The 24988-nt window shown below is 69.2% G+C and carries 26 protein-coding genes; 13 read left to right on the forward strand and 13 right to left on the reverse strand.

The window, feature by feature from the left end; genetic code table 11:
- The first annotated feature begins 5 nt into the window (after positions 1-5).
- The 5 genes from GGR66_RS05325 to GGR66_RS05345 all read left to right on the forward strand — a co-directional run bounded on the left by GGR66_RS05325 (position 6) and on the right by GGR66_RS05345 (position 6181).
- The gene (locus tag GGR66_RS05325) at positions 6-1520 is read left to right on the forward strand and encodes an efflux transporter outer membrane subunit (RefSeq protein WP_184447533.1); all 1515 of its coding nucleotides are present in this window, start codon (positions 6-8) and stop codon (positions 1518-1520) included.
- Positions 1521-1655: 135 nt separating this feature from the next.
- Complete coding sequence (gene potA / locus GGR66_RS05330; RefSeq protein WP_184447534.1) at positions 1656-2798, forward strand: polyamine ABC transporter ATP-binding protein; 1143 nt, start codon at positions 1656-1658, stop codon at positions 2796-2798.
- Complete coding sequence (locus GGR66_RS05335) at positions 2795-3757, forward strand: ABC transporter permease subunit (RefSeq protein WP_184447535.1); 963 nt, start codon at positions 2795-2797, stop codon at positions 3755-3757. The genes potA and GGR66_RS05335 overlap by 4 nt, the downstream gene beginning before the upstream one ends.
- Positions 3754-4605, forward strand: a complete 852-nt coding sequence (locus GGR66_RS05340) for an ABC transporter permease subunit (RefSeq protein ID WP_048489875.1) — start codon at positions 3754-3756, stop codon at positions 4603-4605. Before GGR66_RS05335 ends, GGR66_RS05340 begins: the two co-directional genes overlap by 4 nt.
- Positions 4606-4816: 211 nt before the next feature.
- Positions 4817-6181, forward strand: a complete 1365-nt coding sequence (locus GGR66_RS05345; RefSeq protein WP_160965845.1) for an NAD-dependent succinate-semialdehyde dehydrogenase — start codon at positions 4817-4819, stop codon at positions 6179-6181.
- Between the two features lie 143 nt (positions 6182-6324).
- On the opposite strand, the gene GGR66_RS05350 is transcribed toward GGR66_RS05345, so the two are convergent.
- From GGR66_RS05350 to GGR66_RS05390, 9 genes are all read right to left on the reverse strand, one after another.
- Complete coding sequence (locus GGR66_RS05350; RefSeq protein WP_160965899.1) at positions 6325-7320, reverse strand: magnesium and cobalt transport protein CorA; 996 nt, start codon at positions 7318-7320, stop codon at positions 6325-6327.
- 50 nt (positions 7321-7370) lie between these two features.
- Complete coding sequence (locus GGR66_RS05355) at positions 7371-8618, reverse strand: DUF4105 domain-containing protein (RefSeq protein WP_255421636.1); 1248 nt, start codon at positions 8616-8618, stop codon at positions 7371-7373.
- A gap of 44 nt (positions 8619-8662) precedes the next feature.
- Positions 8663-9544: a transporter associated domain-containing protein gene (locus GGR66_RS05360; RefSeq protein ID WP_160965847.1), complete on the reverse strand. Its 882-nt coding sequence runs from the start codon at positions 9542-9544 to the stop codon at positions 8663-8665.
- Positions 9545-9654: 110 nt separating this feature from the next.
- Complete coding sequence (locus GGR66_RS05365) at positions 9655-10269, reverse strand: hypothetical protein (protein ID WP_184447537.1); 615 nt, start codon at positions 10267-10269, stop codon at positions 9655-9657.
- A 168-nt stretch (positions 10270-10437) separates the two neighbouring features.
- Positions 10438-10923 carry an rRNA maturation RNase YbeY gene (gene ybeY, locus GGR66_RS05370; RefSeq protein ID WP_017908182.1) on the reverse strand — a complete coding sequence of 162 codons (486 nt, stop codon included), beginning with the start codon at positions 10921-10923 and terminating at the stop codon, positions 10438-10440.
- Between the two features lie 182 nt (positions 10924-11105).
- Entirely contained in the window at positions 11106-11672 is a 567-nt protein-coding gene (locus GGR66_RS05375) for a hypothetical protein (protein ID WP_184447538.1), read from the reverse strand.
- Positions 11669-12655 carry a PhoH family protein gene (locus tag GGR66_RS05380; RefSeq protein ID WP_184447539.1) on the reverse strand — a complete coding sequence of 329 codons (987 nt, stop codon included), beginning with the start codon at positions 12653-12655 and terminating at the stop codon, positions 11669-11671. Before GGR66_RS05380 ends, GGR66_RS05375 begins: the two co-directional genes overlap by 4 nt.
- A 366-nt stretch (positions 12656-13021) precedes the next feature.
- Complete coding sequence (locus GGR66_RS05385; RefSeq protein ID WP_184447540.1) at positions 13022-13453, reverse strand: ACT domain-containing protein; 432 nt, start codon at positions 13451-13453, stop codon at positions 13022-13024.
- On the reverse strand, positions 13450-13947 hold the full coding sequence (locus GGR66_RS05390; RefSeq protein ID WP_184447541.1) for an OsmC family protein: 498 nt from the start codon (positions 13945-13947) through the stop codon (positions 13450-13452). The genes GGR66_RS05385 and GGR66_RS05390 overlap by 4 nt, the downstream gene beginning before the upstream one ends.
- Positions 13948-14018: 71 nt before the next feature.
- On the opposite strand from GGR66_RS05390, the gene GGR66_RS05395 reads away from it, so the two are divergent.
- A complete protein-coding gene (locus GGR66_RS05395; RefSeq protein WP_184447542.1) occupies positions 14019-14684 on the forward strand; it encodes a winged helix-turn-helix domain-containing protein in 666 nt (221 codons plus the stop codon).
- Between the two features lie 17 nt (positions 14685-14701).
- Here GGR66_RS05395 and miaB read toward each other — a convergent pair whose 3' ends face one another.
- The 3 genes from miaB to GGR66_RS05410 form a co-directional block, all read right to left on the reverse strand.
- Entirely contained in the window at positions 14702-16168 is a 1467-nt protein-coding gene (gene miaB / locus GGR66_RS05400) for a tRNA (N6-isopentenyl adenosine(37)-C2)-methylthiotransferase MiaB (RefSeq protein WP_184447543.1), read from the reverse strand.
- A 154-nt stretch (positions 16169-16322) separates the two neighbouring features.
- Positions 16323-17360 carry a DUF4344 domain-containing metallopeptidase gene (locus GGR66_RS05405; protein ID WP_167087791.1) on the reverse strand — a complete coding sequence of 346 codons (1038 nt, stop codon included), beginning with the start codon at positions 17358-17360 and terminating at the stop codon, positions 16323-16325.
- Between the two features lie 108 nt (positions 17361-17468).
- Positions 17469-18083 (reverse strand): glutathione S-transferase family protein, encoded by a 615-nt coding sequence (locus GGR66_RS05410; RefSeq protein WP_184447544.1) that lies wholly within the window; start codon positions 18081-18083, stop codon positions 17469-17471.
- A gap of 76 nt (positions 18084-18159) precedes the next feature.
- On the opposite strand from GGR66_RS05410, the gene GGR66_RS05415 reads away from it, so the two are divergent.
- The 7 genes from GGR66_RS05415 (at position 18160) to GGR66_RS05445 (ending at position 24282) form a co-directional block, all read left to right on the forward strand.
- Positions 18160-19134 carry a WYL domain-containing protein gene (locus GGR66_RS05415; protein ID WP_184447545.1) on the forward strand — a complete coding sequence of 325 codons (975 nt, stop codon included), beginning with the start codon at positions 18160-18162 and terminating at the stop codon, positions 19132-19134.
- 99 nt (positions 19135-19233) lie between these two features.
- Positions 19234-20190, forward strand: a complete 957-nt coding sequence (locus tag GGR66_RS05420; protein ID WP_160965871.1) for a lytic transglycosylase domain-containing protein — start codon at positions 19234-19236, stop codon at positions 20188-20190.
- Positions 20191-20336: 146 nt separating this feature from the next.
- Positions 20337-20966: a ubiquinol-cytochrome c reductase iron-sulfur subunit gene (petA, locus tag GGR66_RS05425; RefSeq protein ID WP_160965873.1), complete on the forward strand. Its 630-nt coding sequence runs from the start codon at positions 20337-20339 to the stop codon at positions 20964-20966.
- Between the two features lie 3 nt (positions 20967-20969).
- A complete protein-coding gene (locus GGR66_RS05430; RefSeq protein WP_184447546.1) occupies positions 20970-22232 on the forward strand; it encodes a cytochrome bc complex cytochrome b subunit in 1263 nt (420 codons plus the stop codon).
- Positions 22225-22971: a cytochrome c1 gene (locus GGR66_RS05435; RefSeq protein WP_184447547.1), complete on the forward strand. Its 747-nt coding sequence runs from the start codon at positions 22225-22227 to the stop codon at positions 22969-22971. The genes GGR66_RS05430 and GGR66_RS05435 overlap by 8 nt, the downstream gene beginning before the upstream one ends.
- A gap of 170 nt (positions 22972-23141) precedes the next feature.
- On the forward strand, positions 23142-23777 hold the full coding sequence (locus GGR66_RS05440) for a glutathione S-transferase N-terminal domain-containing protein (protein WP_010342124.1): 636 nt from the start codon (positions 23142-23144) through the stop codon (positions 23775-23777).
- A gap of 73 nt (positions 23778-23850) precedes the next feature.
- A complete protein-coding gene (locus GGR66_RS05445; protein ID WP_184447548.1) occupies positions 23851-24282 on the forward strand; it encodes a ClpXP protease specificity-enhancing factor in 432 nt (143 codons plus the stop codon).
- Between the two features lie 317 nt (positions 24283-24599).
- On the opposite strand, the gene GGR66_RS05450 is transcribed toward GGR66_RS05445, so the two are convergent.
- Positions 24600-24944 (reverse strand): DUF3301 domain-containing protein, encoded by a 345-nt coding sequence (locus GGR66_RS05450; protein ID WP_184447549.1) that lies wholly within the window; start codon positions 24942-24944, stop codon positions 24600-24602.
- Positions 24945-24988 lie beyond the last annotated feature (44 nt).

The raw sequence follows: 24988 nt of genomic DNA on the forward strand, positions 1-24988 counted from the left end.
ATTCCATGGCCCAGCGTTTCTCCCGCGTTCTTGTCGCCGCCGCGCTGCCGTCGCTGCTGTCGGCCTGCATGCTCGGCCCGGACTACGTGAAGCCGCCGCCGGTGGCCGAGGCGGCGCTGGCACAGCCTCGGCTGCATCGCGCCAATGCCACGGCCGCCGCCGCCGGGGTGGTGCCGGCACCGCCGCCGCAGCGTTGGTGGGAAACCCTGCACGACCCGCAGTTGAACACGCTGGTCGAGCAGGCTCTGCAGCACAGCCCGAACCTGCGGGTGGCACAGGCGCGCCTGCGCGCTTCGCGCGCGCTGGTGGACCAGCGCCACGCCGAGCAGTTGCCCAGCGTCGGCGCCAACGCGGCCTATCTCAACGCGCACGCGCCGGATGCGCTGACCGACCGCCTGGGCAGCATCGCCGCCGGCACCGGCCAGCCGGTGGAGATCGATCCGCGCGCGCAGCTCTACAGCGTCGGCATCGATGCCAGCTGGGAACTGGATTTCTTCGGCCGCCGCCGCCGCGCCAGCGAGGGCGCACTGGCCGATGCCCAGGCCGACGAGGCCGACCTCGCCGATACCCAGGTGCAGATCGCCGCCGAAGTGGGGCAGGCCTACCTGGGCTACCGCAGCACCCGTGCGCGCATGGCCGTGGCCCAGCGTAATCTGGAGGCCGCCCGGCAGACCCTGCAATTGACCCGGCAGCGCCGCGAGCGCGGCGCCGACGCCGACCTGCAGGTGGAACGCGCGCAGGCCCAACTGCAGCAGCAGGAAGCGGTGCTGCCGGACCTGCAGGCCCAGGCGCAGGTGGCGCTGGACCAACTGGCGCTGATGATCGGCCGCGAGCCCGGGGCGCTCGACGCCGAACTGGCCGCCGACCGCCCGTTGCCGACGCTGCCGGCCAGCGTGCCGGTGGACGATGCCGGTGCGCTGATCCGGCGGCGCCCGGACGTGCGCCGTGCCGAGCGCCAGCTGGCCGCCTCGTCGGCGAAGATCGGCGAAGCGCTGACCGCGTATTTCCCGCAGGTCACGTTGCTGGGCAACATCGGCATGGCCGCGACCTCGCCGGGCGATCTCGGCCGCGACGCGGTCAACAGCGTGGTGGCGCCGTTCCTGCGCTGGTCGATCTTCGACTTCGGCGGCACCCGCGCCAAGGTCGAGCAGGCCCGTGCCGGCAATGCCGCGCGGCTGGCCGCCTACGAGGGCACGGTGCTGGCCGCGCTGCAGGATGCCAACGGCGCGCTGGCGCGGTTCGGCGCCGCGCGCCAGCAGGCGCTGGCGGCGGACAAGGCCGCGGCCTCGGCGGATCGTTCCGCCGCGTTGCTGCAGCAGCGCTATGCCGCCGGCGCCTCGTCGCTGATCGATGCGCTGGACGTGCAGCGCCAGCAAGCCTCCGCGCAGGACAGCGCGCTGCAGGCGCACACCCAGGTGCTGCTGCGCTACGTCGCGTTGCAGAAGAGTCTGGGCCTGGGCTGGGCGGCACCGGAGGCCACGTCGTCCGCGCCAGCGCCAGCGCCAGCCACGGCGCACTGAGCGCGCGCTGCTTTTACCAATCCCCAATCCCGACTCCCGAATCCCGCGCCGTCGCAGCTACACTGCGGTTCACCGCGCCGCGGTCGCCACTGCATCGGCGCTCCGCACGACGGCGTGTTTCACGGGGAATCACCAATGGCGTTGAGCGAAGCGAGAACCGACCATCTGCCGGCGCCGCCGCCGGCCAAGGGGGCCGGTTATGTGTCCATCGCCGGCCTGCGCAAGGAGTTCGACGGGTTCGTCGCGCTGGACGACATCGATCTGGACATCGGCCAGGGCGAGATCTTCGCGCTGCTCGGCGGCTCCGGCAGCGGCAAGTCGACGCTGCTGCGCTGCCTGGGCGGGTTCGAGCAGCCCAGCCGCGGCCGCATCGTGCTCGACGGCCAGCCGCTGGATGGGCTGCCGCCGTACCAGCGGCCGCTCAACATGATGTTCCAGTCCTACGCGCTGTTCCCGCACATGAGCGTGGAGCAGAACATCGCCTTCGGGCTGAAGCAGGACGGGCTGTCGCGCACCGCCATCGCCAGCCGCGTCGGCGAGATGCTGGAGCTGGTGCGGCTGGGCACGCTCGGCAAGCGCAAGCCGCACCAACTTTCCGGCGGCCAGCAGCAGCGCGTGGCGCTGGCGCGCTCGTTGGCCAAGCGGCCAAAATTGCTGCTGCTGGACGAACCGATGGGCGCGCTGGACAAGAAGCTGCGCTCGCAGATGCAACTGGAGCTGGTGTCCATCATCGAGACCTCGGGGGTGACCTGCGTGATGGTCACCCACGACCAGGAGGAGGCGATGACCATGGCCACGCGCATCGCGCTGATGGAGCAGGGGCGCATCCGCCAGGTCGGTACCCCGGGCGACATCTACGAGTCGCCGAACAGCCGTTTCGTTGCCGAGTTCATCGGCTCGGTGAACATGTTCGAGGGCCGCATCGGCGAAGACCACCCCGGCCACGTGACCGTGCTCTGCCCGCAGTTCCCGGTGCCCATCTACATCAGCCACGGCATCACCGGCGTGGAAGGGCAGGAGGTGGCGTTCGCGGTGCGTCCTGAGAAGGTCTGGATCACCAAGGGCGAACCCGAGCAGACCTACAACAAGGCGCGTGGCACCATCGAGGACATCGCCTATTTCGGCAGCCACTCGATCTTCCACGTGCGCCTGCCCAGCGGCATCCGCGTGCAATCCAACTTCGCCAACCAGAAGCGCTGGGACAGCGAAGGCATGACCTGGGGCGACACGGTGTGGGTGTCGTGGGACGACAACGACGGCGTGGTGCTGACCGCATGAGTGCGCCCGTCGTGCCGGTGCCGCCCGACTCGACACTGCGGCTGCGCCTGCAGCAGCGCTTGCGCCTGCGCTCCCTGCCGGCGATGCGCTGGCTGGTGATCGCCGCGCCGTACCTGTGGCTGCTGCTGTTCTTCGCGATCCCGTTCCTGATCGTGCTGCGCATTTCCTTCGCCGAACAGGCGATCCGCAGCCCGCCGTACAGCGAGCTGCTGGAGGTCCGCGACGGCGTGCTGACGCTGAAGCTGACCCTGCAGAACTACCTGGCGCTGCTGCGCGACCACCAGTACATCGAGGCCTACTGGGGCTCGATCAAGATCGCCGGCATCTCCACCGTGCTGACCCTGCTGATCGGCTACCCGATGGCCTACGCGATCGCACGGCTGTCGCCGTCGGCGCGCAACATCGCGATGATGCTGGTGGTGCTGCCGTCGTGGACCTCGTTCCTGATCCGCGTCTATGCCTGGATCGGCATCCTCGACAGCAACGGCGTGCTCAACCGGGCGCTGCTGGCGCTGGGCGTGATCGATGCGCCGCTGCACATCCTGTATACCCCGGTCGCGGCCTACATCGGCATCGTCTACTGCTACCTGCCGTTCATGGTGCTGCCGCTGTACGCCACCCTGGTCAAGCTCGACCAGCGCCTGCTCGAGGCCGCCTACGATCTCGGCGCGCCGCCGTGGAAGGCGTTCCTGACCGTGACCCTGCCGCTGTCGCGGCCGGGCATCGTCGCCGGCTGCATGCTGGTGATGATCCCGGCGGTGGGCGAGTTCGTGATCCCGGAGATGCTCGGCGGCCCGGACACGCTGATGATCGGCCGGGTGCTGTGGGGCGAGTTCTTCAACAATCGCGACTGGCCGACCGCCTCGGCGGTGGCGATCGCGATGCTGGCGCTGTTGATGGTGCCGATCCTGATCTTCAACCGCTACCAGCAGCGCCAGCTCGAAGGCGGGCAGGCATGAGCGGCGCGCGCGGCGGCATGGGCACGGTGCTGCGCTGGACGGTGCTGGGCGCCGGCTTCGCGTTCCTGTACCTGCCGATCCTGCTGTTGATGGTGTATTCGTTCAACGCCTCCAAGCTGGCGACGGTGTGGGCCGGTTTCTCCACCAAGTGGTACGGCGAGTTGCTGCGCGACCGGCAGATCCTGCAGGCGGCGTGGATCAGCCTGAAGGTGGCGTTCTGGACCGCCACCGCGTCGATGGTGCTCGGCACGCTGGCGGCGATGGCGATGACCCGCTTCCGCCGCTTTCCCAGCAAGAGCCTGTTCGGCGCGCTGGTGACCGCGCCGCTGGTGATGCCCGAGGTGATCATCGGCCTGTCGATCATGATGATGCTGGTGTCGATGGGCGGCGTGCTCGGCATCCCGCCCAAGGGGGTGATGGCGATCTGGGCCGCGCACGTCACCTTCACCCTGTCCTTCGTCACCGTGGTGGTGTCCTCGCGCCTGCAGGAGCTGGACCGCTCGCTGGAAGAGGCTGCGATGGACCTGGGCGCCAACCGGCTCAAGGTGTTCTTCCTGATCACCGTGCCGATCATCGCGCCGGCGCTGGTGTCGGGCTGGCTGCTGGCGTTCACCCTGTCGCTGGACGACGTGGTGATCGCCAACTTCGTCGCCGGCCCGGATTCGACCACGCTGCCGATGACCGTGTTCTCCTCGGTGCGCATGGGCCTGAAGCCCAAGATCAACGCGCTCGCCACGCTGATGGTGCTGGCGGTGTCGATCGCCGCCGTCGTCGGCTGGTGGTTGATGGCGCGCAGCGAGAAGCGGCGTCAGCGCGATATCCAACTGGCTCAGCAGCAAGCCGGCTAGGGTGTTGCGTTGCTCCACGTAGGAGCGGCTTCAGCCGCGACTGGGCATTGCCGGTAACGGCCCCGTCGCGGCTAATCCCGAAAAGGGGACCGAGAGCCGCTCCTACGGGCCTTGCGGAACACTGTGAGCCATCGCACTCGGCACCATCGCCACGCCGCCGCAACTTCCGCCGCGCTAGGCTGACCGGACATTTTTTCGAGGAGTCCGCGCGATGCCTTACGACACCGTCAACCCGGCCAACGGCCAGGTCGAATACAGTCTCGAACTGATGGATGCCGCTGCCGTCGAGCAGCGCCTGGCCGCCGCGGCGCAGGCGTTCCCGGGCTGGGCGGCGACGCCGCTGGAGCAGCGCGGCGCGCTGGTGCGCAAGGTCGGTGCGCAGTTGCGCGACCAGCGCGACGCGATCCAGCGGGTGATGACCGCGGAAATGGGCAAGCTGCGCAAGGAAGCCCTGGCCGAACTCGACAAGTGCGCCGCGGCCTGCGACTACTACGCCGAGCACGCGGCCGAGTACCTGCGCGAGCAGGCGGTGGCCACCGATGCGCAGCGCAGCTATGTGCGCTACGAACCGCTGGGCTGCGTGCTGGCGGTGATGCCGTGGAACTTCCCGATCTGGCAGGTGTTCCGTTTCCTGGCACCGGCGCTGATGGCCGGCAACGTCGCTCTGCTCAAGCACGCCAGCAACGTGCCGCGCTGCGCCGACGCGATCGCCAAGGTGCTGGCCGACGCCGGCCTGCCGACCGGCGTGTTCGACGTGCTGCACATCGATAACGACCAGGCCGCCGAGGTGCTGCGCGATGCACGGGTGGCCGCGGTCACCCTGACCGGCAGCGAGCGCGCTGGCCGCTCCATCGCCGCCAACGCCGGTGGGCAGCTGAAGAAGTGCGTGATGGAACTGGGCGGCAGCGACGCCTTCGTGGTGCTGGACGACGCCGATCTGGACGTCACCGTGGCCGCGGCGGTGAAGTCGCGTTTCGACAACGCCGGGCAGACCTGCATCGCCGCCAAGCGCTTCGTGGTGGTGGAGGCGATCGCCGACGAGTTCGTGCGTCGCTTCGTGGCCGCCGCCGCCGAGCGTCGCCTCGGCGATCCGCAGGACGAGGCGACCACGCTGGCGCCGATGGCGCGCCAGGACCTGCGCGACGAACTGCACAAGCAGGTGCAGGCCAGCATCGCCAAGGGGGCCAAGCCGCTGCTCGGTTGCGAGCCCGAGCGCGGCAGCCACGCCGGCTATCCGGCGTCGATCCTCGACCACGTGGCGCCGGGCATGCCGGCCTACGACGAAGAACTGTTCGGCCCGGTCGCGGCGATCCTGCGCGTGGCCGACGAAGCCGAAGCCGTACGCGTGGCCAACGACACCACGTTCGGCCTCGGCGGCAGCGTGTGGACCGGCGACCGCGCCCGCGGCGAACGCGTGGCCTGTCAACTCGAGTGCGGCGCCGCCTTCGTCAACGCCATCGTCAAGAGCGACGTGCGCCTCCCGTTCGGCGGCATCAAACGTTCCGGCTTCGGCCGCGAACTGGCCGAGCATGGCATCCACGAGTTCATGAACATCAAGACGGTGTATGTGGCTTGAGGGCGGGGATTGGGGAGTCGGGATTGGGGATTCGCAAATGCGGATCCCCTCCGCTGATGCATCCCGTGCAACCCAGGCTTTAAACCATCAGGCGCAGCGCACCGCTTCAACGAATCCCCAATCCCGACTCTCCAATCCCGGCTTCACAGCCACCTTGCCCGCTTGAACGCCACATACAGCGCCACGCACACCGCGGCGACGCCGCCGACCATCAGCGGGTAGGCCCAGGGCCATTCCAGTTCCGGCATCTGCTTGAAGTTCATGCCGTACCAGCTGGTGATCAGGGTCGGGGCGGCGAGCAGGGCGGCCCAGGCGCCGAGGCGCTTGACCGTCTCGCCCTGGGCCAGGGTGACCAGCGACAGGTTCACGCTCAGCGCGGTGCCGAGCATTTCGCGCAGGGTGTCGATGGCGTCGTTGGTACGCACCGCATGGTCGAGCACGTCGCGCACGTACAGCCGCACTTCCTCGGCGATCAGCGGGCCGGGGTGGCGCTTGAGGTGCGCCAGCACGTCCTGCAGCGGCGCCACGCCCAGGCGCATCTGGTTGAGTTCGCGCTTGAGTTCGTACAGGCGGATCGCGGTGTCGCGCCGATAGGCCTCGGCGAAGATGTCCGTCTCCAGGCGTTCCAGGCTCTGCCGGAAGTCGTCGAGGATCGGCTGGTAGTTGTCGACGATGTAGTCCAGCACCGCGTACAGCGCATACGACGGCCCCAGTTTCATCAGCGAGGCCTCGCGTTCCAGCCGCTCGCGCACCGGCGCGTAGGGCAGCGAGGCGCCATGGCGCACGGTCAGCAGGAAGCGCTCGCCGAGGAAGGCGTGGGTCTCGCCGTAGACGATGCGCGCGTCGATCACCTGCGCGGTGTGCACCGCCAGGAACAGCGAATTGCCGAAGGCCTCGACCTTGGGCCGCTGGTGCGCCTTGCGGGTGTCCTCGATCGCCAGTTCGTGCAGCTGGAACTCTTCCTTGAGCTGCTGCAACACGGCGTCGCCGGGCTCGTACATGCCGACCCAGACGAAGCCGTCGTCATGCCCGGCCAGCACATCGCTGATCTGCTCCAGGGCGATGTCGTGGCGGCGGCCGTGGCCGTCGTAGTGCACGCAGTTGATGACGCAGGCGGGATTGGCGGTGGCGGAGGCCATGGCGGGATCGGGTTCGGCGGAGACGCGCGTGGCGAGGTGGCGCGACGGTATCAGGGCTGCGGGCGAGGGCGGGTGAGCGCCCAGGCCAGCGCCGCGTGCACCGGCAGCAGCAGCGCGATCCACTGCAGGTTGAACTGCGGCTGCAGCATCGACAGCCAGTGGATCAGCAGCGCGGCGCCGGCCAGCGCCACCACCAGCCACAGCAGCACGTCGAACCAGCGCCCGGGGCGACGGCCGCGCAGCAGCGCCACGCCGCCGACCAGCAGCGGCAGGCACAGTGGATCCAGCAGCAGCAGGTTGCGGTTGCCCCAGGCGGCGCGATGCTCGCTGAAGCCCCACAGGGACAGCAGGACCAAGCCGCCCAGCGCGCACAGCAGCCAGAACGGCAGCGCCAGCGCGGCCAGCCAGCGTGGGCGGCGGCCCAGCGCCAGCACACCGGCCGCCGCGGCCAGCCCGACTAGCAGCCACGGCCACCAGTGCCGCAGCTGTTCCGGCGGTTCCGGCGGCAGCCGTTGCGGCAGCAACTGCTGGCGCGCCTGCACCAGCGGGCGGCCGGCGCTGTTGTGAACCTCGTTCAGGCTCTCGGCCAGGCGCATCGGCACGAAGGCTTCTTCCCAGCGCGACAGCGGCTTGTCGGCGTACGGGCCCAGGCCCAGGTCGAAGCCGAGCCACATCCACGGCGCCGGCGAGGCCAGGCGCACCGATTCGCTGCGGTAGGTGTTGCCGCGCGAGCGGCCCGACAGTTGCGCATGCAGCGCCCCGCCCATGGCCCGGTCCAGCGCGTCGCGGACCATCGTGGCGCAGTTGGCGGTGTAGTAGTCGTAGCGGTAGCGGGCATTCTCCGGGCGTGCGCGCCAGGCCAGCGCCTGCTCGAGCGCGCGTGCCTGTGCCGGCGTCAGGTCCAGCCACTGGATGTCCACGCCCCGGCCCGCCTCGCGGTACTGCTGCAGGTCCTCCTGCAGCGGCAGTGCGACCAGGTAGTAGCGCATGTCGCCGGCGGCGAAGCGGCCGACGAAGCCCGGTTCGCTGGGGTCGAAGAACCCGAAGTTGTACGAGGTGGCCTGGCCCGTGCGCGGATCCAGCACCACGATGGCGTCGTGGCCGAAGCGCTCGAAGAACACTTCGCCGGGCTGCATCGTGGCTACGCCGATGCGCGGCGCCGGGTCGCTGGCATCGGCCGCGGCGGGCGCAGCCGCAACGGGCGCCGCGGGCACCGGTGCGGCCAGCGGCGGCGGTGATGCCGGATCCGCGGACGTGGTCTGCGCGAAGGCCAGCCCGGCCCACAGGGCCAGCAGCATTGCCAGCCAGCAGGCCGCGCGTCTGCGCGGCACGGCGTGCGTGCTCAAGCGCCGTCCTGCGCAGGCGGCGGCAGGATGGTCACGTGGAAGGCCTGCACCCGGCGCGCGTCGGCCCGCGCCACACGGAATGCGAACCGCCCAAGGGTCAGTTCCTCGCCGGTCTCGGGCAGGTGGCCGATCGCCTCGGTGACCAGCCCGCCGACGGTGTCGTAGTCGTCGTCGGGGAAGTCGGCGCCGAAGCGTTCGTTGAAATCCTCGATGGGGGTCAGCGCATCCACCACGTACTGGCCGTCGGCCTGCGCGGCGATCAGCGACGCCTCGTCCTCGGCGTCGTCGTGCTCGTCGTCGATGTCGCCGACGATCTGCTCGAGCACATCCTCGATGGTCACCAGCCCGGCCACGCCGCCGTACTCGTCGACCACGATCGCCATGTGGTTGCGCGAGAGCCGGAACTCCTTGAGCAGCACGTTGAGCTTCTTCGACTCGGGAATCAGCACCGCCGGGCGCAGCAGTTCGCGCACCGTGCCCGGACCGTCATCGGCGACCACGCCGCGCAACAGGTCCTTGGCCAGCAGGATGCCGAGGATGTCGTCCTTGTTCTCGCCGTGCACCGGGAAGCGCGAATGGCCGGATTCGACCACCTGCTTCATCAGGTCGAGGAAACGCGCCTCCACCGGCAGCGACACCATCTGCGCGCGCGAGATCATCACATCGCCGACGGTGAGTTCGGAGACCGACAGCGCGCCCTCCATCATGCGCAGCGTGTCGGCGGCGATCAGGCCATCGTGCTGCGCGTCGCGCAGCACCTCGACCAGATCGTCGCGGGTGTGCGGGTCGCCGGAGAACACCGAGGTCAGGCGTTCCAGCCAGCCGCGACGTTTTTCGTGGGATTCCGGGGAGGAGCTACTCGGTCCGTCTTCTGACATGTTCTGTGGGTAGGCGCCGATCGAACGGGCGGTAAGGGCAAGTCTAACAGGGCGGTCGCGACAGCATCGCGACGCCGGCGGCGGGCCATCGGCGGCGCGCCGGCCCGGGTTCAGCCGCCGGGGGGCGGAGTATGCAGCGCGTCGGGTGCCGGTGCCGCGCCCGGTTCCTCGGGCAGGTCCAGGCTGTAGCTGCAGCCGGCCAGGGTCTTGCCGGGGTGCGATTTCACCGTGGACACGCTGAGGATGATCGACTCGATCATCGGCTCGCCGGTCTTGGGGTCGTGGACGTCGCGGCTGAGCACCTCGCGGCCGAACATGGCCTTCTCCGGGGTGTCCACCGCCGCTTCCAGGTTCAGGCGCTTGGCCAGCGGCCGCGGGTCGGGCAGGTCCAGGATCGCCATCACGCTGGCGCCGGAGAAGGCGATGCGCTCGCTGCTGTAGCCGAACACCTGGATCGGCCGGGTCAGCGCGTACTCGCTCATGAACAGGTTGGACTGCGGCAGCGGTCGCCAGCCGTGCGCCACCGCCTTCAGCGGATCGGCTAGCAGCGGCGCCAGCGCACTGAAGTCGGCCACGTGCTGGCGGCATTCCAGCAGTGCCGGCAGGTCGATGGCCGGATCGGCGGCCGTGGTGGCGGCAGGCGCTGCCGGCGGCGGCACGGCAGGTGCGGCGACCGCTGGAGCGGCGCAGGCGAGCGCGAGCAGGACGAGCGAGGGACGGATCAACGCACGGAACCTCGAAGGAAAACGGGGCGGCGATCGCCGCGCGGCCACGTTACCGCCGGCGCCTGCGCTTGACCAGCGTGGGAGAGGTGGGCGACACACCGAGCCCCTCTCCCCCGGGAGAGGGGTTGGGGTGAGGGTCGGTCGCGGCAGAGCGCGCGGGATATCGGATCAACGCTCGCCGGCGTAGGGGTCGGACACGCCGAGGTCGGCGAGGATCTCGCGCTCCAGTTGCTCCATCGCCTCGGCTTCCTTGTCGTCCTCGTGGTCCCAGCCGAGCAGGTGCAGCACGCCGTGCACGGTCAGGTGCGCGTAATGCGCGTTCAGCGGCTTGTCCTGTTCGGCGGCTTCGCGCGCCACCACCGGTGCGCAGATCACCAGATCGCCGAGCAGCGGCAGCTTGACGCCCTTCGGCAGCCCCTCCGGCAGTTCCGCCGGAAAGCTGAGCACATTGGTGGCGTAGTCCTTGCCGCGGTAGTGCTGGTTGAGGGCGCGGCCTTCGCGGTCGTCGACCAGGCGGATCGCCAGATCGGCCTCGCGGATGCGGCCCTTCAGCGCCGCGGCGACCCATTTGCGGAAGCTCGGCGCCGCCGGCAGCCCGGCACGGGGCAGGGCGTAGCTGACGCCGACATCGAGGCGGACGGGACCTTTGGTCATGGCGGAACGGCCGGGTGCAGCGGTGGGGGCCACAGTATCGCGCTAACGCGCGCTCAGGGCGACGCCCCGTCGCCGGCGTCGTAGGCGATCTCGATCACTGTCGTGCGGTCGATGCCGGCGTCCGCTGCGCAGTTCCGGTAATGCACGCCTTGTCCTGGAGCGGCAGACGCGCCACTACAGACTCAGGTGACGCATTCGACCAGGAACAGCACGGGCTTTTTTTCGGCGTCGATGCGGTACGCCACGCTGCCCATCGGGCCTTGCTGGCATTGCGGATTGTCGTGCCGGATCTTCACCGTGGCGGCGAAGCGCCCCGAAGCAGAGAGCCATACGGCGGCCTGGCCGCGTTCGAGCAGGTGGCCGACCAGGTAGAGGCTGTCCGCTGGCACCTTGGCGTAGGCCAGCGCGTTGCAGCCGAAGCGATCTCGTGTCACGCCGGCGGTTTCGGCCGCATCGAGCAGTGCTTGCGCGCGGGTGCCGGCGATCCAGGCCAGGCGTTGCGCTTCGTCGCCGCGCGGTGCGGTCGGCGAGGTGCGGGCGATCGCCGCGGCGCGCTCGAGGACGTCGCGCGGCAGGCCGATGCTGGCCGTGTCCTGCACGATCGACACGCAAGGCGGGGTCAGCGATTGCGCCAGGGCAATGCGTTGCGGCGCCGCGTCCTGCGCTGGCGTCGGCTCCGACGGTTGGCCGCCGGCACTGCCGGTCACGCCGAGCAGCGCTGCCAGCAGGCCGGGCCAGGGCCGGATCATGCGGCGGGTCCGGTGGCGCGGTCGACGACGTCGCGCTTCTCGTAGGCGTTGACGATGCGCGCCACCAGCGGATGCCGGACTACGTCGCGCGCCTCGAAGAAGGTGAAGCTGACCCCGTCCACCTCGTGCAGCACTTCGACGGCATCGCGCAGGCCGGACTTGACGTGCTTGGGCAGGTCGATCTGGGTCAAATCGCCGGTGACCACCGCGGTGCTGCCGAAGCCCAGCCGGGTCAGGAACATCTTCATCTGCTCGATGGTGGTGTTCTGCGCCTCGTCCAGGATCACGTAGGCGTCGTTGAGGGTGCGTCCGCGCATGTACGCCAGCGGCGCGATCTCGATGACGTTCTTCTCCAGCAGCTTGACCACCTTCTCCACGCCGAGCATTTCGTACAGCGCGTCGTACAGCGGGCGCAGGTAGGGATCGACCTTCTGGGTGAGGTCGCCGGGCAGGAAGCCCAGCTTCTCGCCGGCCTCCACCGCCGGGCGCACCAGGATCAGGCGCTGCACCCGCGATTCGTTCAGCGCCTCCACCGCGCTGGCCACGGCCAGGAAGGTCTTGCCGGTACCGGCCGGGCCGATGCCGAAATTGATGTCGTGGGTGGCGATCTGGTGCAGGTACTTGGCCTGGTTGGCACCGCGGCCGCGCACCGTGCCGCGCCTGACCTTGATCGCCACTTCTTGCGGCTGGTATGCGCGCTGCGCCACCTGGTCGACGTTGGACTGATTGAGCCGCAGGTGGATTTCCTGGTCGTCGAAGGTGACGTGGTCGGCCTCGACATACAGCGCCTGCAGCAGCCGCTCGGCCGCCGCCACCGCCTGCTCCGGTCCGGTCACCCGGTACACATTGCCGCGGTTGGAGATCTCCACGCCCAGGCGCAGTTCGATCTGCCGCAGGTGCGCGTCGAACGGGCCGGCCAGGTTGGCCAGGCGCTCGGTGTCGGCGGGATCCAGGGTGAAGTCGCGTTGCGCAGGGGTGGTCATGGCGGGCGCACACCGCCAGCGGCGGCGTCGAAGAAACGAGGGGCGCAAAGGGTAGCGCGCAGCGCGTAGCCGGGCCAGTGAAGGGCGCGCGGCGGCGCCGTCGTGGTGCGCAGGCCGCCGCGGTGGAGGTGCGCCGTGCGGATCGGCGCGCGCAGGCGCGGCGTCACCGCCGCGACCTTGGCGCCGCGGCGATGGCAACGTTGTCCACAATGGATGTGGATCGATTGTCCAAAAGCCTGTGGACAACCGCGCGAATACCTCGCTGCGCAAGGCCCCGGCCTGTGCTGGCGAAAAAATCGCACCGATCCGCCCGGCAGCGCCTGCATGACGGCGGCGCTGGTCCCGCGGAATCGGTTGCGGCGCGTCTTATCGACGATCGCCAGCGTCGGTGTCGCCTTCGCAGCGCGCCTCGCGGGCCTGCATCCATGCGTCCGCAATCGCGCATGCACCGGCACGGTCGTCCACGACCAGGATCAGTTGCCCGTGGTGGTCGCTGTACTGCACGGCGATGTTGATGCCGGCGGCGCCGAGCATGCCGGTCAGCAGGCCGAGCTGCCCCGGCGTTTCCTGGTCCAGGCGCAGGCTCACCACCGGGTGTTCGGCGGCCACGTGGAAACCGCGCGCGCGCAGGGTCTCGCTTGCCGGTGCGGCGGCGTCGAACAGGAAGTGCGCGACCGCGCGTCCGTCCACGCGCCACACGCCACCGCCTTCGATGCTGATGCCGGCCGCGCCGAGTGCCTGGGCCATGGCGGACAGGGCGCCGGGGCGGTCTTCGAGGCGGATTTCGACGTCCTTCATCGGCCTGCCTCCGGCGAACCGTCCAGGCACACGATCGTCGCTTCGCAACGCACCGGCATGGCGCAGCTGTTGGCGACGAAGCACTGCGCGTGGGCCTGCGCGTGCAAGGCCTGCGCGCGGCGCGCATCGCCGTCCGCCGCGATGGTCACCCGTGGCGCCAGTGCCACCTCGCGAAAGCGTCCGCCCTGGCCTGGAACCATCTCCAGCCAGCCCTGGGCCTGGTCCTCGTAGGCCAGCACCCGGATGCCGGCATGCGCGCATAGCGCCAGGTAGGTGAGCATGTGGCAGGCAGCCAGCGCGCCAACCAGCAGATCCTCCGGATTGTGCAGCGTCGGGTCGCCGCGGAAGCATGGGTCGGCGCTGCCAGTCAGGGTCGGCTTGCCTGGCACGTTCAACGCGTAGTCGCGGCCGTAGCCGCTGTAGTCGGCGGTGCCGTCGCCGCGGTTGCCGGTCCAGTGCAACTGCGATGCGTAGTGGTGGAGCGTGTCGGTCATGCGCCTGCCTCGTGTGGAGAGCGGGCACGGTAGGCGCCGGCGCGGCGCCATGCTTCGTCTAGAATCGAAGCATGAGCGAAGACACCCTGCTTGCGCGCGCCGCATTCCTGCTCGGTGATGCGGCGCGCAGCCGCATGCTGGCGGCGTTGATGAGTGGGCAGGCGCGCACCGCCAGCGAACTGGCGCTGGACGGTGAGGTCGCGCCGTCGACCGCCAGCCGGCATCTGGCGCAACTGGTCGATGCCGGCTTGATCGAGGTGGCGCAACAGGGCCGGCACCGCTATTTCCGCTTGGCCGGCGCGCAGGTCGCGGCGGCGGTCGAGGCGATGATGGGGCTGGCGCTTCCACCGATGACGCGGCGGGTCGGCCCGGCGGATCCCGCCTTGCGCCGGGCGCGGGTGTGCTATGACCACCTCGCCGGCGAACTGGCGATCGCCTGGCGCCAGCAGATGGAAGTGCGCGGGCACCTGCTGTGCAGCGACGGCATGGCCCTGAGCGCGTCCGGCGCGGCCTGGTGCGCGGCGATCGGCATCGACGTCGTGGCGCTGCGTGCGTCGCGCCGGCCGTTGTGCCGGCCGTGCCTGGACTGGAGCGAGCGCCGCGACCACGTCGCCGGTGCGCTGGGCAGCGCCGTGCTCAAGTACCTCTTCGACACCGGCCTGGCCCGGCGCGTGCCGGATTCGCGGGTGGTGCAGATCGGCGCGCGCGGCGAGGCGTTCCTCAGCGCGCTCGACTAGGGCGTGCCCGCCGCCGCTCAGGCCGCGGCGTCGTCCTCGGCCAGGTGCAGGCGGCCGCGCAGCGAATTGCTCAGCGCTTCGGTGATCGTCACCTCGACGAACTGGCCGATCAGGCGCGGGTGGCCGGGGAAGTTCACCGAGCGCATGTTCTCGGTCTTGCCGGTCAGCTCGGCCGGGTTCTTCTTCGACGGCCCTTCCACCAGCACGGTCTGCACGCTGCCGACCATGCTTTGCGAGATCTGCTGCGCATGCGCATTGATGTGCGCCTGCAGCCGCGCCAGCCGCGCATGCTTGACCGCCTCGGGGGTGTCGTCTTCCAGGTCGGCGGCGGGCGTGCCGGGGCGCCGCGAATAGATGAAGGAGAAGCTCTGGTCGAAGCCCACGTCCTCGATCAGCTTCATGGTCTTGTCGAAGTCGGCATCGGTCTCGCCGGGGAAGCCGACGATGAAGTCCGAGCTGATCGAGATGTCCGGGCGCACCGCGCGCAGCTTGCGGATCTTCTGCTTGAATTCCAGCGCGGTGTAGCCGCGCTTCATCGCGCTGAGGATGCGGTCGCTGCCGGCCTGCACCGGCAGGTGCAGGTAGTTGGCCAGCTGCGGCACGTCGCGGTAGGCCTCCACCAGCGAGTCGCTGAACTCCAGCGGATGCGAGGTGGTGAAGCGGATGCGGCCGATGCCCTCGATCTGCGCGATGCTGCGGATCAGCAGGCCCAGGTCGGCATGCTGCAGGTCCTCGCCGGCCTCGGCGTCGGCGTAGGGGCCGCGGTAGGCGTTGACGTTCTGGCCGAGCAGGTTGATCTCGCGCACGCCCTGCGCCGCCAGTTGCGCCACTTCCACCAGCACGTCCTCGAACGGCCGGCTGATCTCCTCGCCGCGGGTGTAGGGCACCACGCAGAACGAGCAGTACTTGGAGCAGCCTTCCATGATCGACACGAAGGCCGACGGGCCTTCGGCGCGCGGCTCCGGCAGGCGGTCGAACTTCTCGACTTCGGGGAAGCTGATGTCCACCTGCGACTTGCCCGATTCGCGCCGCGCGCGGATCAGTTCCGGCAGCCGGTGCAGGGTCTGCGGGCCGAACACCAGGTCCACGTAGGGCGCGCGCTTGACGATGGCCTCGCCTTCCTGCGACGCCACGCAGCCGCCGACGCCGATGATCACCGGCTTGCCGCCGGCCTTCAGCGCCTTCCAGCGACCGAGCTGGCTGAACACCTTCTCCTGCGCCTTCTCGCGGATCGAGCAGGTGTTGACCAGGACCACGTCCGCTTCTTCCGGGTTGTCGGTCAGCTCCAGGCCCTCGGACGCGGCGAGCACGTCGGCCATCTTGGCCGAGTCGTACTCGTTCATCTGGCAACCGTGGGTCTTGATGTACAGCTTGCCGCGCACCACGGTCGGTGGTGCCGGCCGTGCGCTCGGCAGCGGCAGCAGGGCGGGGACGTCCGCGGCGGCGGTCGCGGTCGGCGAAACAGGGGCGGGCGTCCCGGGCATGGCGCTTATTCCAGACGGGTTGCGGGCGGGCAGCCGGCGACGGCTGCGGTGAGCCACATAGTGTATCGGGAACCGCGCCAGGACGTTGCGCGGTGGCCAGTCCGGCACGGAAGGCGCAGACGGCCGGCGTTGTCGCCGGCCGCCCGGGTGCGGCTCAGCGCACGTAGGGGGATTCGGCGTTCTCTTCCTGCTTGCGCTTGGCCTCGTCGTAGCGCCGCTGCGCCTCTTCGCCGCTCATCCGGTACTTGGGTGCGAGATGCGGCAGCAGCAACTTGGCCCAGGCGGTAGTGATGCGTTCGCTTTCGGTCTGGCAGCGCAGGGCACGGTCCTCGGGCAGCATGCCGCTGGTGACCAGGCGCAGGTATTTGGCCGGGTCGTGCCCGTACAGCATGCACATCAGGTTGTAGAAGCGTTGCTGACCGAGCGAATGCTCGTCGGCGAAGTCGGCCGCGCCGTACTGTTCCTTGGTGTTCAGCATGAAGAACAGACCGGCCAGGCGCAGGTTCTCAGCCAGAATGCTCGGCGACTCGTTGGGGGCCATGAACATCAGCATGAGCGATGAGGCCAACTGATCGGCAGCATCCTCTTCACGGCCGGTGCTGGGCAGCTTCAGCATGTCGATCAGCGCGTGGCCGAATTCGTGCAGCATGATGAAGCGTGCGTTGGCGAGCAGGAAGCGTGCGCTGAAGTTTTGATCCTGGTTCTGTTCGCCGAGGCCGGCGCCGACCTTGACCAGCATGTCCACCATTTCATAGCACATCACCAATTCGTGCTTGGCGGGCGAGTAAAAGGCATTGATCTGGCCGCATTCGGCCGCGATCAGATGCAGCGGCCCCGGCAGCATCAGCATCCCGTCCATCGCGTTGATCTCGGGCAGGCGATGCAGGATGTCGATGTCGACGGCGAAGTCGTGCGCCTCCTTCAGGTCGGGATTCTTCGGCGCGACATACTCGTAGGTGAACTTGACCCCTTCCGCGGCCACTGCATCCGCGGCCGGCGCCGGCGGAGCCCCGGCGGCCTTGTCGGCCTCGGCGGGCGCGGCCTGCTTGGGGTCGGCTGGCTTGGCCGCGGTTGCCGCCACCGGCGCTGCCGCCGTCGGGGCGGCCTGTTGCGCCTTCCAGGTGCTGTATCCCCAGGCGCCGCTGACCGCCAGCAACGCGAACAGCAGAATTGCGATCAAGATCTTTTGCATGGCGATGTCTTCCTTGGCGTCGATGGCGAGTCCGTGCGCGGAGCACACGCAACGCGAATGGTACGGTGCAGACTCTCTGCAGGAAAGCTGCGGCGTCGCTGGCAGGGCTCAGGCGGCGGCGTCCACCGCCAGCGCGCGCTGTACCGCCGGCCGCGCCGTCATGCGTTCGGCGTACGCGCGGGTCGGCGCCGGCGGATCGAGCAGGCCGAACCCCAGCATCCAGCCCAGTGCGCTGCCCCACAGCACGTCGGCGGCGCTGCAGCGGTCGCCGAGCAGGTAGTCGCCGCGCGCCAGTTGCGCGTCCACCACCGCCAGTACGGTGTCGCAGTCGGCATACGGCGACATCGCCCGCGGCGGCGGGGCGCGCTTGAGCGCGCGATCGACCAGTGCCGGTTCGAAGCAGGCGCCGTAGAACGCCAGCCAGCGCAGGTAGGGGCCGCGCAGCGGGTCGCCGATCGGCGGCGCCAAGCCGGCCTCGGGATACAGGTCGGCCAGGTAGGGGTAGATCGCGCCCTGTTCGGTGACCACCGCGCCGGCATGCACGATGGCCGGCACCTTGCCCATCGGGTTGATCGCCAGGTACTCCGGCGCCAGTTGTCCCTGCCGATCGAAGTCGATGCGCTCGATGGCGTAGTCGGCGCCGAGCTCCTCGAGCAGGATCAGCACGCCGCGCGAGCGTGAATGCGGGTTATGGAACAGGGTGACGTGGCGGTCGGCGGTCATGGGCGGCTCCTGGGTGGTCGGTGCGGACAGCCTAGACCCCATTGCGGACAGCTTTTGTCCGCAATAGCGTGCACAGATGTCATCGCCCGCCGCCCGCCTGTTGCGCCTGATCGCCTTGCTGCAGACCCGCCGCCTGTGGTCCGGCGCCGAACTGGCGGCGCGGCTGGGGGTGGACCGGCGCAGCCTGCGCCGCGACGTGGAGCGGCTGCGCGCGCTGGGCTATGCGGTGGAGGCGTCGGCCGGCGTCGGCGGCGGCTACCGGCTGGCGGCGGGCGCGCAGATGCTGCCGCTGCTGTTCGAGGAGGACGAAGCGGTGGCGGTCGCAGTGGCGCTGCGCGCGGCCTGCGCCAGCATGGCCGGGCTCGAGGACACCGCGGTGCGGGTGCTGGCCAAGCTCGAACCGCTGCTGCCGGCGCGGGTGCGGCAGCGCGCCGAGGCCCTGCAGGGAGCGACCCTGGCGCTGGGCCAGGACCCCCTGCGGCCGGACACGCGGGTGCTGATCGGTGTCGCCAGCGCCTGCCGCGATCGGCGCCTGCTCGGCTTCGCCTACCGCGACCACGGCGGCCGCGCCAGCCAGCGCCTGGTGGAGCCGTTGCGCCTGGTCAATGCTGGCCGCCGCTGGTACCTGCTGGCCTGGGACCGCGACCGTGCCGACTGGCGTACCTTCCGCGCCGAGCGCATCGCGCCGCCCTTGCAGCTCGGCGCGGCGGTGGCGTTGCGCCTGCCGCCGCAGGAACCGGCGGCCATGGTCGATGCGGCGATCCGCTACAGCCCGCAGGCGCTGGGCTTCGCCCTCAGCGTACGGCTGCGCGGTAGCGCCGCCGAGTTGGGCGCGCGCATTCCGCTGTGGTGCGGCACCCTGCAGGACGAAGCCGACGGCCACTGTCGGCTGTCGCTGCTGGCCGACGCGATACCGTGGCTGGCGGCGCAGTTGCTAACCCTCGGCGTGCCGTTCGCCGGGCTGGAGGCTACGCCCGAGGTGCGTGCGGCGCTGCGCGAGGCGCTGAACGCGTTGCTGGAGCAGGTGCCGGAGTCGGTTCCGGTGGGATAGGTGCTACGGCCAGGGAGGGCACACTGACCGCTCGGCCGCGTCGCGGCCTCGAGCGGCCTGGACTTGGCAAGCGCCAGGGAAGTTGGGACACTCGCCGCCATGAAGGGGAAGCTGTGGCTCCTGGGGCTGGGACTCGCCACGTTGACGGCTGCGCCGGCCAGCGCCGGCACCCTGTACAAGTGCACCGGCGGCGACGGCGTGCCCAGCTACGGCAGCAAGCGCGTATCCGGCGCCAACTGCAGCGTGATCGGCCGCTACACCCCTGACCGCCGCGCCGCGCATACCGCCCCGGCGCCAGCGCCGGCCAGGGCCAGCACCGAGCGGCCGCCCAGCCGCGGCGTCATCGCCAACGCCGGCACCGTGGCGCCGGCCACCCTGATCAGCGCGCCGGTCGCGGCTCCTACGCCGGTCACTGCCAATGCCATGCCCAATCGCGTGGCGCCGGTGCCGCCCAGCAGCAGCGGTACGCCACGGCGCCTGGTCAGTGGCCAGCTGTACTCGTACATGAAGGACGGCGTGCGCCACTACACCAGTGCGCGCCCGACCCAGGTCGCCAATCTCGGCGCGGTGCGCACGATCCGCTACAGCTTCATGGAGACCTGCTACGCCTGCGCCAACCCGGGGGTGAACTTCGGTGCGGTGCGGCTGAACACCACCGCCTACCAGAGCGAGATCGCCGCCGCCGCGCGCGAATATGGGGTCGACGAGGCGGTGGTGCGCGCCATCATCCATGCCGAGTCCGCCTACAACCCGATGGCGCTCAGTCGTGCCGGCGCGCAGGGGCTGATGCAGTTGATGCCGCCCACCGCACGCCGCTTCGGCGTCAGCGATTCGTATGATGCAGCGCAAAATATTCGAGGCGGCGTGCAGTACCTGGCGTGGCTGCTGAAGCGCTTCAACGGCAACCTCAGCCTGGCCGCGGCCGGCTACAACGCCGGCGAGGGCGCCGTAGACAAACACGGCGGCGTGCCGCCGTACAGCGAGACCCAACGCTACGTGCAACGGGTGGGCGTGCTCGCCGAGCGCTACCGCGGCGTGCTGGCGACCGCGCATTGAGCCGTCGCCGCGGCCCGGCAGGAGGCGTTGCGCGTCCATTGTCGGCGCGTTAAGGGTTCCGCTACACTGCAGTGGATTCAGTGCGGCTCGACCCCCACCGAGCTGCTGGCAGCCTCACGCTACCCAATCACAGATCGGAGTGCCGGATGGCCAACGATGGGGTCAACGATTCTGTAAACGTAGGACGCCGCCGCTTTCTCACCGCCACCACGTCCGTCGTGGGCGCGGTCGGTGCGGGGTTCGTCGCGGTTCCTTTCATCAAGTCCTGGAATCCGAGCGCAAAGGCCAAGCTGGCCGGCGCGCCGGTCACCGCCGACATCAGCGCCCTGCAGGAAGGCCAGCGCCTGATCCTGGAGTGGCGCGGCCAGCCGATCTGGATCGTCAAGCGCTCCAAGGCGATGCTCGATGCGTTGCCGTCGCTGGACGGCCGGCTCAAGGATCCGGAGTCTACCAACAAGGACCAGCAGCCGGACTACGTGCTGAAGAATCCGGAGTACCGCTCGATCAAGCCCGACGTCTCGGTGCTGGTCGGCCTGTGCACCCATCTGGGCTGCTCGCCGGAAATGGTCGCCGAGATCCGCCCCGAACCCTACGACGCCGATTGGAAGGGCGGTTACTTCTGCCCTTGCCACAAGTCGCGCTTCGACATGTCCGGCCGCGTGTTCCAGGGTGTGCCGGCGCCGATCAACCTGCTGGTGCCGCCGCACCATTACCAGGACGACAACACCCTGGTGATCGGCGTCGACCCGGCCGGGTCCGCGAAGGGAGGGGCGTAAGTCATGGCCGACAACATCCTCACCCGCACCGCGGGCAACGTGTTCGACTGGGTCAACGAGCGCGCCCCCGGGCTGATGCCGTTCTACCGCAAGCACGTCACCGAGTACTACGCGCCGAAGAACTTCAACCTCTGGTACTACTTCGGCTCGTTGGCGATGGTGGTGCTGGTCAACCAGATCGTCACCGGCATCTTCCTGACGATGCACTACAAGACCAGCGCGGCCGAGGCGTTCAACTCGGTCGAGTACATCATGCGCGACGTCGAGTGGGGCTGGCTGATCCGCTACATGCACTCCACCGGCGCCTCGCTGTTCTTCATCGTGGTGTACCTGCACATGTTCCGCGGGCTGATGTACGGCAGCTACAAGAAGCCGCGCGAGCTGGTGTGGATCCTGGGCATGCTGATCTACCTGGTGCTGATGGCCGAAGCCTTCATGGGCTACGTGCTGCCCTGGGGGCAGATGTCGTTCTGGGGCGCGAAGGTGATCATCTCGCTGTTCGGTGCCATCCCGGTGATCGGCAACGGCCTGACCGAGTGGATCATGGGCGATTACCTGCCGTCCGACGCCACCCTCAACCGCTTCTTCGCCCTGCACGTGATCGCGCTGCCGCTGGTGCTGTTGCTGCTGGTGGTGCTGCACCTGGGCGCGCTGCACGAGGTCGGCTCCAACAATCCCGACGGCGTGGAGATCAAGAAGGGCCCCAAGGGCAATCGCTGGAGCCCGAACAAGCCCGCCGACGGCATCCCGTTCCATCCGTACTACACGGTCAAGGATCTGGTCGGCGTCGGCTTCCTGCTGATGATCGGCGCCTTCATCATCTTCTTCGTGCCCGGCTTCGGCGGCCTGTTCCTGGAGCACGACAACTTCACCGAGGCCAACCGCCTGGTGACGCCGGAGCACATCAAGCCGGTCTGGTACTACACCCCGTACTACGCGATGTTGCGGGTGGTGCCGAACAAGCTCGGTGGCGTGCTGGTGATGTTCTCGGCGATCGCGATCCTGTTCCTGGTGCCCTGGCTGGACCGCGCCAAGGTCAAGTCGATCCGCTACCGCGGCTGGATCTCGCGGGTGATGCTGGGAATCCTGGTGGTGTGCTTCGTCTGGCTCGGCGTGATCGGTTCCGGCCCCGGTACCGAGATCATCGAGACCTATATCGGCCGCGTGCTGACCGTGCTGTATTTCGCCTTCTTCCTGACGATGCCGATATGGACCTCGCTGGATCGAACCAAGCCGGTGCCGGAGCGGGTGAGCAGCCATGACTAAGCGCCTGATCGCTGTGCTCGCCGGCTTCGCCTCGGCGCTGCTGCTGTCCGTCTCGGCCATGGCCGCCGAGGGCGCCGCCACCCTGCAGGCCGGCAACGACCTGGGCGACCGCGCCTCGCTGCAGCGTGGCGCCAAGCTGTTCATGAACTACTGTTCCGGCTGCCACTCGCTGAAGTACCTGCGCTACCAGCGCATGGCCGAGGATCTGGGTCTGAGCGAGGACGAGGTGATGCACAACCTCAACTTCACCGGCGCCAAGATCGGCGAACACATCGAGACGGCGATGCCGCACGATGCGGCGACCAAGTGGTTCGGCAAGGCGCCGCCGGACCTGAGCCTGATCGCCCGCGTGCGCGGAACCGACTGGGTCTACACCTACCTCAAGTCGTTCTATCTCGACCAGTCGCGGCCGCTGGGCTGGAACAACAAGCTGTTCGCCAATGCCTCCATGCCCAATCCGCTGTGGGATCTGCAGGGCCTGCAGCAGCCGGTCTACGGCAAGGCCGAGCAGCCGGGCGTGGACAAGCCGGTGGAGCGGCTGCAGCTGGCGACACCGGGCAAGCAGAGCCCGGTCGAGTTCGACCAGACGGTGCGCGACATCAGCAATTTCCTCGAATACGCCGGCGAGCCGGCGGCGTTGAAGCGGCAGAGCCTGGGCGTGTGGGTGGTGCTGTTCCTGGCGCTGCTGACCTTCCTGGCCTATCTGCTGAAGAAGGAATACTGGAAGGACGTGCATTGAGCGGCGGCCGTCTCGGCCGCATCCCGGCTGCACCGTTGCTGAGCCGATCCCCTGTTCATCCTATTGGCTTTTGTGAGCGAGGGTTGCACACTCAGGGGCCGTGACGACCGTCCGCAATGTGCGGGCGGCGTCGATGCGGCCGGCGGATTCCGGCCGTCGGAGAGCCTTGAATGGCGGCGAGTTTGCGCATGCGAAATACCTTGACGTTGTTTTCCTCCACGGATGATGTCCTGTGCCACCGCGTCCGCCTGGTGCTCGCGGCCAAGGGCGTGACCTACGATTTCGTGGCGGTGGATCCGCAGAATCCGCCGGAAGACCTGATCGACCTGAATCCCTACCACTCGGTGCCGACCCTGGTGGAGCGCGAGCTGGTGCTGTACGCCGCCTCGGTGGTCAGCGAGTACCTGGACGAGCGCTATCCGCATCCGCCGCTGATGCCGGTGGACCCGCTTTCGCGCGCGCGCCTGCGCCTGGCGATGCTGCGCATCGAGCACGACTGGGTGCCGCAGGTGCAGGCGATCCAGCTCGGCAACAAGGCCCAGGCCGAAGCCGGGCGCAAGCGCCTGAAGGAACTGCTGACCGCGTCGGTGCCGCTGTTCAAGGCCAGCAAGTTCTTCCTCAATCCGGAGATGAGCCTGGCCGATTGCGCGATGGCGCCGATCATCTGGCGCCTGCAGGCGCTGGACATCCCGCTGCCGAAGGACGGCAAGGCGATCGAGGATTACGGCAACCGCATCTTCCGCAACCCGGGATTCATCCGCAGCCTGACCGACCAGGAAAAGAAACTGCGCGACCTGCCGGCATGATGCTGTCCGCCGCGCCGTCCCCGCTGACTTCCGAGCTGTACCGGCGTTGCGCGCCGGCACGTAGAATGGGCGCATGAGCGACGACACTTCCCGCATGACCAGCCATCGCCCGTACCTGCTGCGGGCGCTGGTGGAATGGATCAACGACAACGGCATGACCCCGCACATCCTGGTGGATGCGGGACTGCCCGGCGTCCAGGTGCCGCCGAGCGCGGTCAAGGACGGGCGGGTGGTACTGAACATCGCCGAGCGCGCGGTGGTGCGGTTGCAGATCGACAACGACGGGGTCAGCTTCACCGCCCGCTTCGGGGGCGTCAGCTACCCGGTGCAGGTGCCGATGTCCGCGGTGCTGGCGGTCTATGCGCGCGAAACCGGGCAGGGCATGGCGCTGCCGGACGACATCCACGGCGCCAGCGAGCCGCCGGGCGACGACACTCCGCCGCCGCCGCGGCCGGGCGGTTCCGACGACGCCAGCAAGCGTCCGCGTCTGCGCGTGGTCAAGTAAGCAGTGGATGTGCGGCCCCGGTGGCCGCGCGCTGGCCCCGCGAGCTGGTGTTTTTCAGTGTGCGCGCATCGCACGCACCGCGTTCCGTCGTAGGAGCGGCTTCAGCCGCGACGGGCGTTACCGGTAAAGCCGATCGCGGCTGAAGCCGCTCCTACAACAGGCGGGGCGAATCCCTGCGAATGCCCGCTGGACGCGCCGGTGTCGAGGATCGAGGACGGTCGCCGTCCATTCCAGGTGGCACGCGAAGCGGTGTTGACCCACCTTTGCTGCCGCCCAAGAGGCCGCACGCCATCGGTGCGCAGTCGTGATAACTCGGCTCAGTCGCGCTGCGCGCGCGCTTCCTGCAGGCTGCTCACGCTGGCCACCGACGGCCCGCTGAAGGCGATCAGCTGGTCGCCGAGCAGCACCAGACGCCCGCTGTGGCGGTCGGTGCCGTCGTAGGAATAGTCGAAACGGAAGCTGCGCTCGAAGCCGAGCCAGCCGTTGGGCAGACGCCGCAGGCGCAGGCCGGTGCCGTGCACGCTCTGGTCCAGCCACTGCACGTCGGCGGCCTTGCAGGCATTGCGGCCGAGGATTTCGGCGCGTTCGGCGGCGGCGCGCGCGGCGTTCCAGAACGCGAACACCGCGGCGCCGGCGATCATCAACAGGATCAGGCTGGGCATGGCGCCACTGTAGCGAGGCGGCGGTAGGCGGGCAATCTTGGGGC

Source organism: Xanthomonas sp. 3498 (assembly GCF_014199795.1).
In the GTDB taxonomy this organism is placed as follows: Bacteria; Pseudomonadota; Gammaproteobacteria; order Xanthomonadales; family Xanthomonadaceae; genus Xanthomonas_A; species Xanthomonas_A rydalmerensis.

What these genes read in the sequence shown, in the direction of transcription:
- potA (WP_184447534.1), top strand. Translation starts at nt 1,656, where the DNA reads ATGGCGTTGAGCGAAGCGAGAACCGACCATCTGCCGGCGCCGCCGCCG.
- GGR66_RS05375 (WP_184447538.1), bottom strand. Translation starts at nt 11,672, where the DNA reads ATGATCCGGCCCTGGCCCGGCCTGCTGGCAGCGCTGCTCGGCGTGACC.
- GGR66_RS05355 (WP_255421636.1), bottom strand. Translation starts at nt 8,618, where the DNA reads ATGCTGCTGGCCCTGTGGGCCGGGCTGGCCTTCGCGCAGACCACGTCC.
- GGR66_RS05345 (WP_160965845.1), top strand. Translation starts at nt 4,817, where the DNA reads ATGCCTTACGACACCGTCAACCCGGCCAACGGCCAGGTCGAATACAGT.
- GGR66_RS05350 (WP_160965899.1), bottom strand. Translation starts at nt 7,320, where the DNA reads ATGGCCTCCGCCACCGCCAATCCCGCCTGCGTCATCAACTGCGTGCAC.
- GGR66_RS05445 (WP_184447548.1), top strand. Translation starts at nt 23,851, where the DNA reads ATGAGCGACGACACTTCCCGCATGACCAGCCATCGCCCGTACCTGCTG.
- GGR66_RS05325 (WP_184447533.1), top strand. Translation starts at nt 6, where the DNA reads ATGGCCCAGCGTTTCTCCCGCGTTCTTGTCGCCGCCGCGCTGCCGTCG.
- GGR66_RS05340 (WP_048489875.1), top strand. Translation starts at nt 3,754, where the DNA reads ATGAGCGGCGCGCGCGGCGGCATGGGCACGGTGCTGCGCTGGACGGTG.
- GGR66_RS05435 (WP_184447547.1), top strand. Translation starts at nt 22,225, where the DNA reads ATGACTAAGCGCCTGATCGCTGTGCTCGCCGGCTTCGCCTCGGCGCTG.
- GGR66_RS05335 (WP_184447535.1), top strand. Translation starts at nt 2,795, where the DNA reads ATGAGTGCGCCCGTCGTGCCGGTGCCGCCCGACTCGACACTGCGGCTG.
- GGR66_RS05450 (WP_184447549.1), bottom strand. Translation starts at nt 24,944, where the DNA reads ATGCCCAGCCTGATCCTGTTGATGATCGCCGGCGCCGCGGTGTTCGCG.
- GGR66_RS05385 (WP_184447540.1), bottom strand. Translation starts at nt 13,453, where the DNA reads ATGAAGGACGTCGAAATCCGCCTCGAAGACCGCCCCGGCGCCCTGTCC.
- GGR66_RS05440 (WP_010342124.1), top strand. Translation starts at nt 23,142, where the DNA reads ATGGCGGCGAGTTTGCGCATGCGAAATACCTTGACGTTGTTTTCCTCC.
- GGR66_RS05410 (WP_184447544.1), bottom strand. Translation starts at nt 18,083, where the DNA reads ATGACCGCCGACCGCCACGTCACCCTGTTCCATAACCCGCATTCACGC.
- GGR66_RS05380 (WP_184447539.1), bottom strand. Translation starts at nt 12,655, where the DNA reads ATGACCACCCCTGCGCAACGCGACTTCACCCTGGATCCCGCCGACACC.
- ybeY (WP_017908182.1), bottom strand. Translation starts at nt 10,923, where the DNA reads ATGACCAAAGGTCCCGTCCGCCTCGATGTCGGCGTCAGCTACGCCCTG.
- GGR66_RS05390 (WP_184447541.1), bottom strand. Translation starts at nt 13,947, where the DNA reads ATGACCGACACGCTCCACCACTACGCATCGCAGTTGCACTGGACCGGC.
- GGR66_RS05395 (WP_184447542.1), top strand. Translation starts at nt 14,019, where the DNA reads ATGAGCGAAGACACCCTGCTTGCGCGCGCCGCATTCCTGCTCGGTGAT.
- GGR66_RS05405 (WP_167087791.1), bottom strand. Translation starts at nt 17,360, where the DNA reads ATGCAAAAGATCTTGATCGCAATTCTGCTGTTCGCGTTGCTGGCGGTC.
- GGR66_RS05430 (WP_184447546.1), top strand. Translation starts at nt 20,970, where the DNA reads ATGGCCGACAACATCCTCACCCGCACCGCGGGCAACGTGTTCGACTGG.
- GGR66_RS05415 (WP_184447545.1), top strand. Translation starts at nt 18,160, where the DNA reads ATGTCATCGCCCGCCGCCCGCCTGTTGCGCCTGATCGCCTTGCTGCAG.
- petA (WP_160965873.1), top strand. Translation starts at nt 20,337, where the DNA reads ATGGCCAACGATGGGGTCAACGATTCTGTAAACGTAGGACGCCGCCGC.
- miaB (WP_184447543.1), bottom strand. Translation starts at nt 16,168, where the DNA reads ATGCCCGGGACGCCCGCCCCTGTTTCGCCGACCGCGACCGCCGCCGCG.
- GGR66_RS05420 (WP_160965871.1), top strand. Translation starts at nt 19,234, where the DNA reads ATGAAGGGGAAGCTGTGGCTCCTGGGGCTGGGACTCGCCACGTTGACG.
- GGR66_RS05360 (WP_160965847.1), bottom strand. Translation starts at nt 9,544, where the DNA reads ATGTCAGAAGACGGACCGAGTAGCTCCTCCCCGGAATCCCACGAAAAA.